The sequence below is a fragment of the Kribbella jejuensis genome, from assembly GCF_006715085.1.
GTDB classification, from domain to species: Bacteria; Actinomycetota; Actinomycetes; order Propionibacteriales; family Kribbellaceae; genus Kribbella; species Kribbella jejuensis.
On record NZ_VFMM01000001.1, the window covers coordinates 2906988 to 2921379 of the forward strand.

The 14392-nt window shown below is 67.1% G+C and carries 12 protein-coding genes; 4 read left to right on the forward strand and 8 right to left on the reverse strand.

What is annotated here, in order from left to right; translation table 11 throughout:
- Nucleotides 1–84: 84 nt before the first annotated feature.
- Both FB475_RS14295 and FB475_RS14300 read right to left on the reverse strand, forming a co-directional pair.
- Nucleotides 85–1401 carry an MFS transporter gene (locus FB475_RS14295; protein ID WP_141856215.1) on the reverse strand — a complete coding sequence of 439 codons (1317 nt, stop codon included), beginning with the start codon at nt 1399–1401 and terminating at the stop codon, nt 85–87.
- Nucleotides 1398–2138, reverse strand: a complete 741-nt coding sequence (locus FB475_RS14300; RefSeq protein WP_238332140.1) for a GntR family transcriptional regulator — start codon at nt 2136–2138, stop codon at nt 1398–1400. The genes FB475_RS14295 and FB475_RS14300 overlap by 4 nt, the downstream gene beginning before the upstream one ends.
- Nucleotides 2139–2381: 243 nt before the next feature.
- Between FB475_RS14300 and FB475_RS14305 the strand changes: the two genes are divergently transcribed.
- From FB475_RS14305 to FB475_RS14320, 3 genes are all read left to right on the forward strand, one after another.
- Complete coding sequence (locus tag FB475_RS14305; protein WP_141856217.1) at nt 2382–3767, forward strand: S8 family peptidase; 1386 nt, start codon at nt 2382–2384, stop codon at nt 3765–3767.
- Nucleotides 3768–5248: 1481 nt separating this feature from the next.
- Entirely contained in the window at nt 5249–6421 is a 1173-nt protein-coding gene (locus tag FB475_RS14310) for a hypothetical protein (RefSeq protein ID WP_141856219.1), read from the forward strand.
- Between the two features lie 768 nt (nt 6422–7189).
- Nucleotides 7190–8353, forward strand: a complete 1164-nt coding sequence (locus FB475_RS14320; protein WP_141856223.1) for a helix-turn-helix transcriptional regulator — start codon at nt 7190–7192, stop codon at nt 8351–8353.
- Here the strand turns inward: FB475_RS14320 and cutA are convergent.
- Nucleotides 8350–8670: a divalent-cation tolerance protein CutA gene (gene cutA, locus FB475_RS14325; protein WP_185759251.1), complete on the reverse strand. Its 321-nt coding sequence runs from the start codon at nt 8668–8670 to the stop codon at nt 8350–8352. The genes FB475_RS14320 and cutA overlap by 4 nt on opposite strands.
- A 45-nt stretch (nt 8671–8715) precedes the next feature.
- Nucleotides 8716–9546 (reverse strand): DMT family transporter, encoded by an 831-nt coding sequence (locus tag FB475_RS14330; RefSeq protein ID WP_202878324.1) that lies wholly within the window; start codon nt 9544–9546, stop codon nt 8716–8718.
- A gap of 113 nt (nt 9547–9659) precedes the next feature.
- Here FB475_RS14330 and FB475_RS14335 point away from each other — a divergent pair, with 113 nt between their 5' ends.
- Complete coding sequence (locus FB475_RS14335) at nt 9660–10481, forward strand: hypothetical protein (RefSeq protein WP_141856225.1); 822 nt, start codon at nt 9660–9662, stop codon at nt 10479–10481.
- Here the strand turns inward: FB475_RS14335 and FB475_RS14340 are convergent.
- The 4 genes from FB475_RS14340 to FB475_RS14355 form a co-directional block, all read right to left on the reverse strand.
- Nucleotides 10461–11441, reverse strand: coding sequence for an NAD-dependent epimerase/dehydratase family protein (locus FB475_RS14340; RefSeq protein ID WP_141856227.1), 981 nt, complete (start codon nt 11439–11441; stop codon nt 10461–10463). The two genes, FB475_RS14335 and FB475_RS14340, sit on opposite strands and share 21 nt — an antisense overlap.
- A complete protein-coding gene (locus tag FB475_RS14345; protein WP_141856229.1) occupies nt 11438–11875 on the reverse strand; it encodes a MerR family transcriptional regulator in 438 nt (145 codons plus the stop codon). The genes FB475_RS14340 and FB475_RS14345 overlap by 4 nt, the downstream gene beginning before the upstream one ends.
- Before the next feature lie 75 nt (nt 11876–11950).
- Nucleotides 11951–13414, reverse strand: coding sequence for a dihydrolipoamide acetyltransferase family protein (locus FB475_RS14350; RefSeq protein ID WP_141856231.1), 1464 nt, complete (start codon nt 13412–13414; stop codon nt 11951–11953).
- Nucleotides 13414–14391 carry an alpha-ketoacid dehydrogenase subunit beta gene (locus FB475_RS14355; RefSeq protein ID WP_141856232.1) on the reverse strand — a complete coding sequence of 326 codons (978 nt, stop codon included), beginning with the start codon at nt 14389–14391 and terminating at the stop codon, nt 13414–13416. Before FB475_RS14355 ends, FB475_RS14350 begins: the two co-directional genes overlap by 1 nt.
- Nucleotide 14392: the final 1 nt, after the last annotated feature.

Below are 14392 nucleotides of genomic sequence, written 5' to 3' on the forward strand. Positions count from 1 at the left end.
GGGGTTCCTCCCAGCTCGGTTTGCTGGGACTACCGTCTCTTCACGTGCTGGCACGGGCCTGGCACGCCGCTGTCTCAGCCCCTGTCAGCCTTTGAGGGGAACGATCTGGTTCGCCAGCAGCGCCTGGTACGCCTCGGGGTTGTAGCGCGCGAGGTTGCCGCGCGCCCGGCGCCGGTACTTGAGGATCTGGCGGGTACCGATCGCCCACAGCACGTACTGGAAGGCCAGCGCGAACTTGAAGTCACCGATCGCCTGCGGAGCGCCGCCGGAGGAGGCGTCGAGCAGTACGCCGACCATCCCGATACAGAGCAGCGTCGCGATGAAGCCGCCGGTGTTGACCATCCCGTTCGCCGCACCGAACCGTGTGGTCGGGTTGAACGTCCGCGCATAGTCCAGCCCGAGCATCGACCCCGGCCCGCCGGCCGCCTGTACGACGATCAGCGCCAGGAGTACTGGCATCGGCGCCCGGCCCGGCCAGAGCAGTACGACGGTCCACATCACGACCGAGCCCGCGATGACCGCCAGCACGATCCAGGAGCGGTAGAACGGGAACTTGGCGGCGTACCGTCCGACCAGGGGCCCGTAGCAGAGCCCGGCGAGCACTGGGATGATCAGCATCGCGGCTGCGGTCGTTGGGGCGACCCCCTGTCCCTGGACGAGGAACGGGTACCCCCAGAGCAGGCCGAACGTGCTGCCGGAGAAGCTGGTGGTGAAGTGCGTCCACAGGCCGAGCCTCGTACCCGGCTCGTTCCAGGCGCGGCGCAGGTTCTTCCGTACCTCGTGGAGCGGCTGCTTGGCGCGGCGGAGCGGTTCGTCGTACGGGCTGTTCTTCACGAGCAGTAGTACCAGTGCGCCGGTCACCAGGCTCAGTACGGACGCCGCGGCGAACGTGGGCGTCCAGCCGAAGGCATGGAAGGCCGCAGCCATCGGAACGGTCGACATGATCGCGCCGAGACCACCGAGCATTCCTGTCGCCTGCGACATCACCGGCTGGCGTAGCGCGGGGAACCAGGACATGACGATGCGTAGCACGCTGATGAAGACCAGTGCGTCGCCAACGCCTAGTACTGCGCGGGCGGCGAGTGCGGCGGGGTACGAGTTGACCATGCTGAACGCGGACTGCGCTACGAACAGCAGGGCCGACGCAGCGATCAGCAGGCGCTTGGAACCGTACCTGTCGAGTAGTACGCCGACGGGGACCTGCATGGCGGCGTACACCGTCAACTGGACGACGGTGAAGCTGGCCAGGGCCGATGCGGAGATGTGGAAGCGTTCCGCGGCCTGTAGACCGGCGACGCTCATGGAGCCGCGGTGCAAGACGGTGACGAGGTACGTGAGGACAGCGATGGCCCACACCGCCCAGGCACGCCGTCCGCCCAGGGGGTAGCGAAGTTCGTTCACCGCGTGCCCCGCAGATCCGTCGCGGCGGTCTCGATGTGGGCGACCACGAGCTCGCGGAAGCGCTTGACGCTGTTGCCGCCCAGAGCCTCGATCATCTCCTGGTGTGCGGTGATCGACTTGTCCATCCGGGCCGGCTGGACCTCGATCCCGGGCACGCCCATCCGGACCTGGCGGTCGCGGAGGCTGTTGTACAGCTTGGCCAGGATCTGGTTGCCCGCGGCATCGACGATCGCCTCGTGGAAAGCCCGGTCGGCCTCCAGGAAGCTCTTCGCGTCACCGTCCTTACGGTGCGCGCGCATCTCGTCGACGCGCTCGGTAAGGGCCTCGATCAGCTGCTTGCGGCGCGGCCAGACCTTGGCGGCGGCATGCGTCTCGATCAGCTCGCGGGCCTCGAGGACGTCCTCGATCTCCTGCGGCAGCACCGGCAGGACGAGCGCGCCCTTCTTCGGGTACAGCTTGACCAGGCCCGACTCCTCGAGCCGGAGCAGGGCCTCGCGGACCGGCGTACGGGATACACCGACCGCGGTCGCAAGCTCACCCTCAGTGAGCAGCTCACCGCCCGGATACGTCCGGTCGAGAATCGCGGCCTTCACATACGCGTACACGCGCTCGGCCGCGGGGATCTTGTCCACCCCCGGAGCGGCCTCGACCACCACCCGTGCGATCTCGGCTGTTTCGTCACCCAATGTCAACGCGTCGTTCGCCGCGTCCCCGCCTACCACTGCACTCCAACCCATACGACTCGTATCTGTCTTGTATCTATCCTACACGCACAGGTAATCCACCGGCGAAGCCAGATATTCCCCAAGTTATCCACAGGTCGATCCACAGAATGTGTGCAACTGAGCGTGATCAGCCCGCTGCATGCAGGGTTTCCCCTGCGTTGTGGATGAAGGACTCCGTCTGTGCGCGATCCGGCCTAGAGTCTCGGGTTATCGGTCCGGACCCGTCCGTCCGGACGTTGCCCCTGAGGAGGCCTCGTGTCCCGACTTCCCCGTCCCCGCCGGCTGGCCGCCGGACTCTCCGCCGCCGCGCTGGTGTGCGTGTCGCTCGGCGCCACGACCACCGCGCATGCCGCCGGTCCCCTGATGAACTACGTGGTCAACACGAAGGCCACACCCGGTCATGTCCGCAAGACCGAGGACGCCGTGAAGGACGCCGGCGGGAAGGTACTCGTCTCGTACCAGCAGCTCGGCGTCGTCATCGCCCAGTCCACCAACCCGGACTTCAAGACCGACATCCGCACGGTGCACAACGGCCGCGAGGTCCAGTCGGTCGGCGCCACGCGCACCGTCGCTGTCACCGAAGGCGCCGGCGGGACGAACTCGACCGACGAGAGTACGGCGACCCCGGTGCCCGACCCGCGTGAGGGCGAGCAGTGGAACCTCGCCCAGATCAAGGCCGACCAGGCACATGCCGTCACCGACGGATCCCGCAGCGTCCTCGTCGGCATCAACGACAGCGGCGTCGACGACACCCATCCCGATCTCGCCCCGAACTTCGACGCCGCCGACTCGGTCAACTGCGTGAACAACGGCGTACCGGACACCACGCCTGGTGGATGGCGTCCGACGACGAGCATCCACGGTACGCATGTGGCCGGCATCGTCGCCGCGGCGCGCAACGGCATCGGGATCGTCGGTGTCGCCCCGGGCGTCCGGATCGCGTCGGTCAAGGTCGTCAACGACGCCGGTTTCATCTACCCGGAGTACTCGATCTGTGGGATCGTCTGGGCCGCCGAGCACCACATGGCCGTCACGAACCACAGCTACTTCATCGACCCGTGGGAATTCTGGTGCAACGACAACGGCGACCAGGGCGCGGTGCAGGAAGCCGTACGGCGCGCGTACGCGTGGGCCACGGACCAGGGCACGCTGTCGGTCGCTGCCGCCGGTAACTCGAACTACGACCTCGCCCACAAGACCACCGACAACGGCAGCCCCGACGACGGGACCGCCGTCCCCCGCACCATCGACAACGGCTGCCTCGACATGCCGACCGAGCTCCCCGGCGTCATCACCGTCGCCAGCACGACCCAAACCCGTGCCCGCAGCAGCTTCTCCAACTTCGGCCTCGGAAAGATCGACGTCGCCGCGCCGGGCAGCTCGGTCCTGTCCACCGTTCCCGGCGGCTACGCCAAACTGAGCGGTACGTCGATGGCCTCCCCGCACGTCACCGGCATCGCCGCCCTGATGAAGTCCACCCACCCGTGGTGGGGCCCCCGCGACATCGAACGAGCCCTCCAAACCGAGGCCGACGACACCGCCTGCCCCACCACCCCCGACGCCCGCTGCACCGGCACCACCGCCAACAACTCCTTCTACGGCGAAGGAATCGCCGACGCCCTCGACGCCGTAACCCGCTAACCCAAGCCGAGTGGGGGTCCACCGCCCGGGACCCCCACTCACCCCCAAAACTGACAGGTGCTGCACAGCCCGAGGAAGAGCTGACAGGTGCCGCGCCGCCCCAGCAAGGACTGACAGGGGATGAACCGGCTAAGCAAGAGCTGACAGGGGGCGTACTACTGGCAGCCAATCCACGCGCTGTTGCACGGGCCCTTCTGCCACCGAGCCATGCGCCGCCCCACCCGCGTCCATTTTTGAGGCTAACGCCGGGCCACATCCGGGCACCCACCGAAAATTCTGCCGATTGCCGCCGACGGACGGCGAGCTAACGCTACTTTCTGCTCGCGAACGCCGAGTGCAACTGCGAGGGCCGATTGAGCCCTCTACGGCGACAGCCGCGCAGGGCACCGCCCGTGCACGACGACGACCACACAGCGCGCGTTGTGATCCCAGGCCCACCTTCTGATTCGTAGGACCCGGCACCCGAGCCGCTGTCCCCTTCGCCTGTTGAAGACTTGAGCCGCCGCAGGCTTGGACAGGCAGAGCGTGCGCACTCGTTGGGGTACGACCGGGGTACGGCGCGCCTACTCAGATTGAGGGTTGCCGCCAGGAGGATTGTTGATAGGCCGTCGGTCGGCACCGGTCGACGGGAGAGTACAGGCGGCGGTATGAAGAAGTGGCTCATGAAGGTGCGGGCCGTCTTCGGACGAGTCAACGGCATCTCAACCCCATTTGGCGGGATCTCGTGGTCCGCCAAGCAGGAGAAGCACCCCGGTCAAGGCGGTCGCGGTGGAGCCGCAACGGTTGGGGGTACGGGACTCGCTGTTGGTGGACCAGGTGGCGGGGGTGGACCTAGCGGGGCAGGTGGTGACGGTGGCAGCGCTGAGGTTGGCGGTGACGGCTGGGCGTTCGGCGGCGAAGGTGGCGGGGCGGATGGTAGGGGCGGCCGCAGCGGGTACGAGTTGGCTGGCCTCCCTAACTTCCAACTCCCGGACGGTACGTGGATGTACGACATCGGCCGTGGCGGCGATGGTGCCGGTCAGGTCACGAGCGCTCCAGATCCAGATCCGGGCCTAGACGGCACACCGCCCCCATCTCTCTGATGGGGTTGTCATCAGGCTCAGTCGAAGCCTTGGCGGAGCCTGATAGCCATAGACGGTGTGGTCGATGTTGGCGCTGATCCGATTGGCTCGCCTCGATCTCTACCGCCGAGGTGTGCCACGAGTCGGCTTGCCGACTCCGAAGCGACGCGAAGCGCTCTTGATGCGTGCCGTGCGGACCGCACATCGAGCGGCCAGGGGAACGCGGCCAACTCGCCGGCCTTCGTCGATGCCGCCACCGATGCCGTGCTTGTCGGAGCTGACCAGTCGAGGATCGGCCGTACGCAGATGGCGCGGTGGAGGGCGTCGGCTAACAGGTCGCAAGCCCGGGGCGCCTTGATTCTTAAGAGGTCAATTGGGCAGACACGTCTGAAGCGTCCGACGGACGTGATGAAATGCGGCGTGAGCGTTTTTTCCATTATCGCTCGGACAGACCCGTCCGAGGCGGCGCACGGGGAGAGCCAGTTTCAGTATCTCGACCGCGTGGCAGGCCGCTATTGGGACCAAGTCCGCGACCTGATCGAAGACTGGTTCTCCCGACTGTGCACCGACGCTCAGAAAGATGTCAGGGGGCGTCTACGAGACAGGGACGACCGTCAGTTCACCGGGGCGTTCTTCGAGCTGTACCTCCACGAGTGTCTGCTGAGGATGGGCTACGCAGTGACATGTCACCCGAAGGTGGAGGGAACAACCCGTCGGCCAGACTTCCTGGCGCAGAAGGACAGTACGTCGATCTACTTCGAGGCACGCTCAACCTCGCTCAGCGACATTGACTTCGCCGCAACAGCGCGGCGCAACGCGGTATACCAGTCGCTCGATAAGCTGAACACTCCCAACTTCTTCCTTTGGATCGACGTGGTGCAGCAAGGCAACGGCTCACCGGGGGTTCGTCAGTTGCGACGCGATTTGGAGAACTGGCTCACTGGTCTCGACCCCGATGACTACGGCGAGGCGAAGCAGCGCGAAGACTTCGCCAGGTTCTCGTATGAGGAAGACGGCTGGGGTATTGAGTTTCACGCAATTCCCAAGACGGCTGAGGCTCGCGGGAAGGAAGGCGTGCGGCCGCTCGGGATCTTCGGCCCCCGCGGGGAGTGGCTGAACGACCAACAGGGAATCCGAAGCGCCCTCGCCACCAAGGGTTCGGCGTACGGCCAACTCGGCGCGCCATTCGTAGTCGCAGTGGCATCAAACAGTTGGTCCACCGATGATTGGGACGTGCGAAACGCCTTATACGGCACAGACGCCGTGCAGATTCGCAGGCTTGCAGACGGTACCGACGAAACCACTTCCATGCGCCTACCTGACGGGTACTGGTACGCTGGCGATCATTGGGCTCACCGTGGAGTCTCGGCGGTCCTTGTTGTGAAACAACTCCACCCTGCCCTCGTCGGCGGACAACAACAGACGATCTGGGAACACCCAGATCCGGAGATTCGCGTGGGCGCCTTGCCTATTTGGCGACGGTCCTTCGTAGGGCCAAACGGACACATCGAGTTCCAAACCCCCCAAAGCTCCCAGGCCGAGTGGTTCGGCCTAGGCAGTCCTTGGCCGGTTGGAGAACCTTTCCCCGAGTAGATCCCGCTCCGCAGCGGACGAGGCGAGCTTAGGGCGGTGACGTGGAACGCTGTTGATTGCAATCTGACTGAAGGACACATCGCATGGCAAGCGAACGACCCCGGCTGTCAGGTGGTCAGCCCGGGGTCGCTTGGTGGTGAGCGGGACGGGCGCGGATGCAGGGTCAGCACGCTCGCCCCGCCGATCAGGCAGTGATGCGCTTTCGAGGCTGGACGAATTGCCACTCCAGCCGGCCGTAGGTCTGAGTCGACATGCGAGGCGTGATCGGGCCGCGGGCTAGGTATGCCTCGACGCACCACGGGAGGAGGCCCACTGGGCATCGTCGGTCCGCAGCCCGGCCAGCGTGGCCTTCGTCGTAGCCCTTGAGCCATACGCCGTTGCAGCGGTTCTCCGCGAAAGCAGGCCAGGCCGACCGGTGTAACTGACGGTCCCGGGTGTTCCTTCGCCTAGTCATCTAGCCACTCTGCTCCGGTGTCGTCGCGGTGGTAGCCCTGGTGGTATCCCAGTCGGCAGACGCGCTCGGTCATCGGGTTGCGACCTTCGCACGGCTCGGCCGGCGCGCTCCGGAGCTCCGGCCATCCGAGTTCGTTTCGCTTCACGGGACGGTCACTGTCCCCCGACCACTCGACGCCACTGCCTGCCATCGACTCGACCATTGATGTGTCAGCCCCTTCTGCCACTGGTACCTTCGTGCTGTGGTGTTGACTCGCCGCGCCGCCCAGGTAACAGCACGTGATCCGGGTTTGGTGAGGCAGAAATGAGGCATCGGTGGGGCATCGGCGGCTCTCCCTGGCTCAGCGGCGTAAGTCCGTAGGGCTGAGCCAAGACGAGCTTGCCCACGCTCTTGGAGTCGAGCGGTCGACCGTGGTCCGCTGGGAGGCCGGCCGGACCGAGCCGCAAGCGTGGGTACGCCCCCACCTGGCGCGAGCGCTTCACCTGTCCGACGAACCGCTCGACGACTTGCTGTGCGCGGACGTCGGCTCGGATGCGGTGGATCGACGGGTCTTCGCCGGTCTGGCGACTGCACTGGCTCTCGCGCCCCTCGCTCGGGCGCGAATGGGCAGCCAGATCGGTACGACGCAGATTCGTCAGCTCCAGCAGCGAACCGCCCGCCTGCGACGACTGGATGACCACCTCGGCGGCATGGACACCTACGAGGTCTACACGAGCGAGATGGCGGCAACGGAGAAGCTGATCAAGACCGCCAGCTACAGCAGTGCGACAGCCCGAGCGTTGACCGGAGTGTTCGCCGAGCAGGCACAGATGGCTGGTTGGGCGGCATTCGACGCAGGCCGGTACGTCGAATCAAGGCGCCACTACACGGCGGCGCTGTCGGCGGCCAAGGAGTCTGGCGATCCCGGGCTAGAAGGCAACTCCCTGGCGTTCATGGCATATGAGAAGGCGGACACTCGGACTGCCGCCGAGTCGACACGCATCGCGGGCACCAAGGCGACGCCCCGAGTGCGCGCGCTATTGCATGAACGCCTTGCCTGGACCTACGCCGTGAGTGGGCAAATGTCCGCGACGGCGCGTGCGCTCGATGCCGCTACAGCCGCAATCAACGAGCCGTCACACTTCCCGGAGCCGGACTGGGTGTTCTGGGTTGACCCCCTGGAGATCGACATCATGGCCGGCCGCTGCTACACCGAACTTCACCGACCATCCCGCGCGGTCCCACTGCTGGACGACGCTCTTGCGCGATACGACGACACACACTCGCGTGACAAGGCGCTCTACAGCACATGGCTGGCTCACGCGCTCATGGACGCCGACGATCCCGAGCGGGCCGCATACGTAACGGAGCACGCAATCGACCTCGCGTCCGGCGTTGGATCTGTTCGCCCAGGAGATCGTCTGCGCGGTGTACTCAGTCGGTTGTCGCACTACGGCGGTCCCGAGGTGGCGGCCGTGCTCGAGCGGGCGCGCGGCTAGCCCTTCGTCGTCCGATCGACCCAGTCCAAGTATCTGGCGGATCCGGCGGTGATCGGGACGGCACTCACCTCGGGATTGGCCCAGGAGTGGTTCCCCAGCAGATGGGCCTCAAGTTCGGCGTACCGGCCTTCCGTCGTCTTCAGCAGCACCTGCCACTCTTCGCCTTCGCCGTACTGACCCTCGTGCCAAAAGATCGATACGACCGGCCCAACAATCTGGGCTCCCGCCGCAAGACCGGCACTGACCGCCGAGCCCGCGAGCTGGACCGCCTCATCACGCGTCGCCGTTGCCGTCGAGACCTGCAAGTAGCCAGACATGCCGTCGAGTCTAGGGCCGTCGCCTTCGCGGCAGCGGTTGGCTGGTCAGCCCGTTGTGATCAGGAGTATGCCGGCTACTACGACGGCGGCGGCGGTGGCTCGTTTGGGGCCGAAGCGTTCTTTGAAGAAGAGGGTGCCGATGAGGGCGCCGAAGATGATGCTGGTTTCTCGGAGGGCGGCGATGGTGGCCAGGGTGCCTCGGGTTTGGGCCCAGAGGACGAGGCCGTAGGCGATCATCGAGACCACGCCGCCGGCCAGGCCGGAGATGATCGCCGACCGCGGGAGGTTGAAGGTTTGTGGGCCGCGCCACAGCAGGATGACCAGCGGCAGGGCGAAGCCTTGGAGCATGAAGACCCAGCCCATGTACGTTGCCACCGGCATCTTGTGTACGGCGAGTCCGTCGACGACCGTGTACGACGCGATCGTCAGGCCGGTGCCGAGGGCGGCGAAGATCGCCGGGAGTTGGCTGCGGCCGGGGCGGCCGATGAAGACGATCGCGATCAGTCCGGCCGAGACGAGCAGTACGCCCGCCAGTTCGACCAAGGCCAGGTGTTGGTGCAGTACGACGATCGACACCAACGCCACCACCCACGGCGACGTACCGCGGGCCAACGGATACATCTGGCTGAACTGGCCGAGCTGGTACGACGCCAACAGCCCGCCGAGGTAGGCGAGGTGGATCAGCGCTGACGCGATGATGTACCCCCACGTCCCTGCCGGCGGGAGGCCCATCACGAGGACGGCGACTAGGCCGATGACACCCGCGGCCAGTTCGAACAGGGCCAGGCCGGCGACTCGGTCAGGTGCGCCGTGGGCCATCGCGTTCCACGTCGCGTGCAGAACGGCCGCCCCGAGCACCACCAAGATCACCAGCACGTCACCACCCTCTCACCACGACGCGAGCCGGTCAGGCAGATTATGGTGCCGTGGAGACCTCCCCCGAACAGCGCCTGTACGACGCAGCGGCACGGAGTCCGCGGGGTGAGGCGATGATCGCAGCTGCACGACGCGCGATCACCGAGGGGCTCGAGTCGGCTTCTCTCCGAGAGCTTGCCGAGGCGCCGCTGACCACCCGAAATCGAAGGGCACTTCTCCTCCGAGCGCTTGACGAATTGTCGATCCCTCGACCGGATCCGCGGGTACCAGGTCAGGTTGTCGAAGGTACGCCGTACGCGCGCCTGCCGACCGACACCCTCCACCTCGAAATCGTGGACGGGGAACTCGGACCTGAGGTGGTCATCCGCGTCAACGACGAGCTGATCACCGAGGAGGTCGATGGGATGGGGATGCACCCGTTCGACCTCCTCGTGCCCGCCAACCTCCTGGCCGCCGCCGGGCGGGTCGTGATCGGGCGGTGCAGCTGCGGCTCGGCAGGCTGCGGTTCGACCGAGGCTGAGGTCAGTCGAGTCGACGGTGTCGTGCACTGGGACTGGTCCGGTGATGCGCCCATGGAGCACGGCGTCTCGTTCGACGCCGCGCAGTACGACGTGGAGGTCGAGAGACTCGGCAACGACCAGGGTTGGGAGCGGACTGTGGACATCGGGGAGGTGGACATCGCCGGTCTGGAGCTCAGTTGGGCAGGTGTTGACTATCGGGATCCGCGGAAGCTTCTGGTTGCCCTGCATGCTGACGAGGAGCAGTTCCATATCTTCCTGCGGTTCCCGATCGACGCCGACCCGGATGACGTACGGCGTACCTTGCGGCAGCCGCCGAGGAGCTGGCAGGCGACGTACCACTCGTTGGTCGTCGGGCGGCGCGGGCGGCCGTCGATGGCGGGGTGGCGTTGGCGGTCAGAGGATGCCTGGGGGTAGTAGACCCAGGTCACGAAGGCTTTCAGCGGTTTCCACGATGGTCGTCTCGAGGGGACGCGGATTCCAACCGAGCACGGTGCGCGCTCGGGTGTTGTGGATGGTTGGGCGTGGGAGGTCGGGGCCCGGGGCTTCCTCCGTGGGTGTGGTCGCGCCGAGGCTGTTGTGGAGGAGTTGCGAGAGCTCGAGGAAGCTCGTGGCCGGATCATTGCCGACGGCAAGGAAACGGTTGCCAGCGGCATCGGGTGTGATCATGGCGCGGATGTGCAGGTCGGCTACATCGCGGACGTCGACCACTCCGAAGCGCGCGCGTGGGACGACCGTCATGGTCCCGTCGAGCATCATCTTGATCAGCTGGGTCGACGAGCGTAGGTCGGTGGTCAGCGTGGGGCCGAAGATCGCGGTGGGGTTGACCACCACCAGTTCGGTCGCACCGTCCTGCATGAGGCCCCAGGCGGCGCGTTCGGCGATTGCCTTTGACCGTGGGTACGGCGCCAGGCCCGGTGTGTCGGGGTCTGTCCAGTCGTCTTCGGTGTACTCAGCGGTGGGCTTCGGGGTGTAGCCGACCGCGGCGAAGGACGAGGTCAGTACGACGCGTCGGGCGCCGGCGTCTCGCGCTGCTCGTAGTACTCGCAGCGTGCCTTCGCGCGCCGGGACGATCAGCTCGTCCGGGTCCTCGGGTTGGACGACCGGGATCGGCGACGCGACGTGGTGGATCTCGGTGCAGCCGTCGACCGCGGCCTTCCAGCCGTCGTCGGACATCAGGTCCGCCTCGACGAACTCCAGATGCGTGTCGTCGGCACCACCACGGCGTACGGCGTCCCGCACCGAGGCGGCACGTGCCACAGAGCGGACCGTCGTACGGACGTCCGCACCATCGCGCAGGAGTCGCGCGATCAGATGCGTCGCCAGGTAACCGGAACCGCCTGTCACGAGTACCGGACTCGTGGGCGCCGGGCTCATCGGAGGGCTCCCAGACCGTCGACGACGTCGACGAGGCGCTCGATGGTTGCGGCTTCGGCGGCCTCGTCGCCGCGGTCGCGGGCGTCCCAGAGCGCGGCCTTCTCGCGGAGGTAGCGCAGCCGCGCCTGCTGCGCCGCGATCTCGGCCTCGATGCGTTCGGCGTGCCGGAGCAGGAGGTCGCGCTGTTCACCGGCGGCCTCGCGTCCGCGGGCGCGGTTCGCCAGGTACGTACGCATGTCGCCGATGCCGACGCCGACCGCGCGCAGGCAGGCGAGCGCTTCGAGCGTGTCGACGTCAGCGTTCTGGTACCGCCGGTGACCGCTCTGCGCGTCCCGGTCGATCGGGCCGATCAGCCCGACGTCCTCGTAGTACCGCAGCGTCGGCTCGCTCAACCCGCTCCGCCGCGCGACCTCCTGAATGGTGAAAACCGTCATGCCGCCACGGTCACACACTTAAAGCGCTTGAGGTCAAACAGGAAGGCCCGGGTGAATTCGCCCGGGCCTTCGAATTCAGAACATCAGTGCGCGGGCCGGGTCCTCGAGGATGCTGGCGACGTCGGCGAGGAAGGTGGAACCCTTCTCGCCGTCGATCAGGCGGTGGTCGAACGACAGCGCGAGCGTGGTGATCCACCGCGGCACGATCTCGTCGTCCACCACCCACGGCTGCTTGCGCACCGCGCCGAACGCGAGGATCGCGGCCTCGCCCGGGTTGATGATCGGCGTACCGGCGTCGACGCCGAACACACCGACGTTGGTGATCGTGAACGAACCGCCCGCCTGGTCGGCCGGCTGCGTCTTGCCCTCGCGAGCGGTGGCGACCAGGTCGTTGAGCGCCCGGCACAGGTCCGGGAGGGTGAGCGAGTCGGCGCCCTTGATGTTCGGGACGATCAGCCCGCGCGGGGTGGCCGCGGCGATGCCGAGGTTCACCGCGCCCTTGTAGACGATCTCCTGGGCCTGTTCGTCCCAGGCGGCGTTGACGATCGGCGTACGGCGGGCCGCCAGGGTGACCGCCTTCGCGACGATCAGCAGCGGGGAGACGCGCAGATCCTTGAACGCGCGGTCCGACTTCAACCGCTCGACGAGCTCCATCGTGGCGCTGACGTCGACGGTGATCCACTCGGTGACGTGCGGGGCGGTGAACGCGCTGGCAACCATCGCCTGCGCCATCACCTTCTGTACGCCCTTCACCGGTACGCGGGTGTCCTCGCGTCCGCTGATCACCGGTGCCGGTTCGTACGCCGGTACCGTGGCAACCGGCGCGTCGGCCGGGGCCGCTACATAGGCCTCGACGTCCGCCCGGGTGATGACGCCACCTGCACCGGTCGCCGTCACCGTGGCGAGGTCGATCCCGAGGTCCTTCGCCAACTTCCGCACCGGCGGCTTGGCCAGCACGTGCACCGTCCCGTTGCCTCCCGCGGCCGGCGCTGGGGTCGAGGGCGGTGCGGCGGGTGCCTGGCCGGTGCCAGCGGGTGCCGTGGGCGCGAACGCCGCGGGCGCCGCGGTCGCGGGCGCTGGTGGCGGGGCCGGCGTCGCAGCCAAAGCCGCGCCGGCTGTGCCCGGCGTGCCGACCGGTGTGGGCGTGCCGCCTGGGGTGGGGGCGGGTTTGCGTTGGCGGCGTTTGGATTCGGTGGTTTTGGGGCCGTAGCCGACCAGGACCGCGGTGCGGCCGCCGGATTCCTCCGGCTCCGGGATGGACGGGACCATGTCGTCGGCGAGCGGTTCCTCGCCCGCGGACTCGGTCTGGACCGAGATGATCGGCGTACCGACCGGGACGGTTTCGCCCTCCGGCACGAGCAGGTCGGTGATCACGCCGGCGAACGGAACCGGAAGCTCGACCAGCGACTTCGCGGTCTCGATCTCGACGATGGTGTCGTTGAGCTTGACGGTGTCGCCCGGCTTGACCTTCCAGCTGACGATCTCGGCCTCGACGAGACCTTCACCGACGTCCGGGAGCCGGAACTGCTGAATGCCCATCAGTACCCCATCACCCGGTCGACGCCGTCCAGGACGCGGTCCAGGTCCGGCAGGTACTCGTCCTCCATCCGCGACGGCGGATAGGGGGTGTCGTACCCGGTCACGCGCAGCACCGGGGCCTCGAGGTGGTAGAAGCACTCCTCGGTCACCCGCGCCGCGATCTCCGACCCGGGACCGAACGAGTACGGCGCCTCGTGCACCACGACCGCCCGCCGGGTCTTCTTCACGGAGGAGAAGATCGTCGGCAGATCGAACGGCGCGATCGTCCGCAGGTCGATGACCTCCAGGTTGCGTCCGTCCTCGACCGCGGCCTCGGCGGCCTGCAGGCACGTCTTCACCATTGGCCCATAACAGAGCAGCGTCGCGTCCGTACCTTCACGGACCACCTTCGCCTTGTGCAGCGGCAGGGCCGGCGGCGCGGACTCGTCCAGCTCGGCCTTCTCGTGGTACCGCCGCTTGGGCTCGAAGAAAACCACGGGGTCGTCGGACGCGATCGCCTGCTGGATCATCCAGTACGCGTCGACGGGGTCGCCGCAGGAGATCACCTTGAGCCCCGGGACGTGCGCGAACAGCGTCTCCGGCGACTCCGAGTGGTGCTCGACCGCGCCGATGCCGCCGCCGTACGGGATCCGGATGACGACCGGCATGGTGATCTTGCCCATCGACCGGTAGTGCATCTTCGCGACCTGGTTGATGATCTGGTCGTACGCCGGGAACACGAAGCCGTCGAACTGGATCTCGCACACCGGGCGGTACCCGCGCAGCGCGAGGCCGACCGCCGTACCGATGATGCCGGACTCGGCCAGCGGGGTGTCGATCACCCGGTCCTCGCCGAAGTCCTTCTGCAGACCTTCGGTGACCCGGAAGACGCCGCCGAGCTTGCCGATGTCCTCGCCCATCACGACGACCTTCGGGTCCTTCTCCATCGCGGCCCGGAGTCCGGCGTTGATGGCCTTGCCGAGAGTGATCTTGGTCATC

Bases quoted from the DNA above. Each gene is read 5' to 3' on its own strand.
- FB475_RS14300 (WP_238332140.1), bottom strand. From the start codon at position 2,138: ATGGGTTGGAGTGCAGTGGTAGGCGGGGACGCGGCGAACGACGCGTTG.
- cutA (WP_185759251.1), bottom strand. From the start codon at position 8,670: ATGTCTGGCTACTTGCAGGTCTCGACGGCAACGGCGACGCGTGATGAG.
- FB475_RS14335 (WP_141856225.1), top strand. From the start codon at position 9,660: ATGATCGCAGCTGCACGACGCGCGATCACCGAGGGGCTCGAGTCGGCT.
- FB475_RS14340 (WP_141856227.1), bottom strand. From the start codon at position 11,441: ATGAGCCCGGCGCCCACGAGTCCGGTACTCGTGACAGGCGGTTCCGGT.
- FB475_RS14345 (WP_141856229.1), bottom strand. From the start codon at position 11,875: ATGACGGTTTTCACCATTCAGGAGGTCGCGCGGCGGAGCGGGTTGAGC.
- FB475_RS14350 (WP_141856231.1), bottom strand. From the start codon at position 13,414: ATGGGCATTCAGCAGTTCCGGCTCCCGGACGTCGGTGAAGGTCTCGTC.
- FB475_RS14355 (WP_141856232.1), bottom strand. From the start codon at position 14,391: ATGACCAAGATCACTCTCGGCAAGGCCATCAACGCCGGACTCCGGGCC.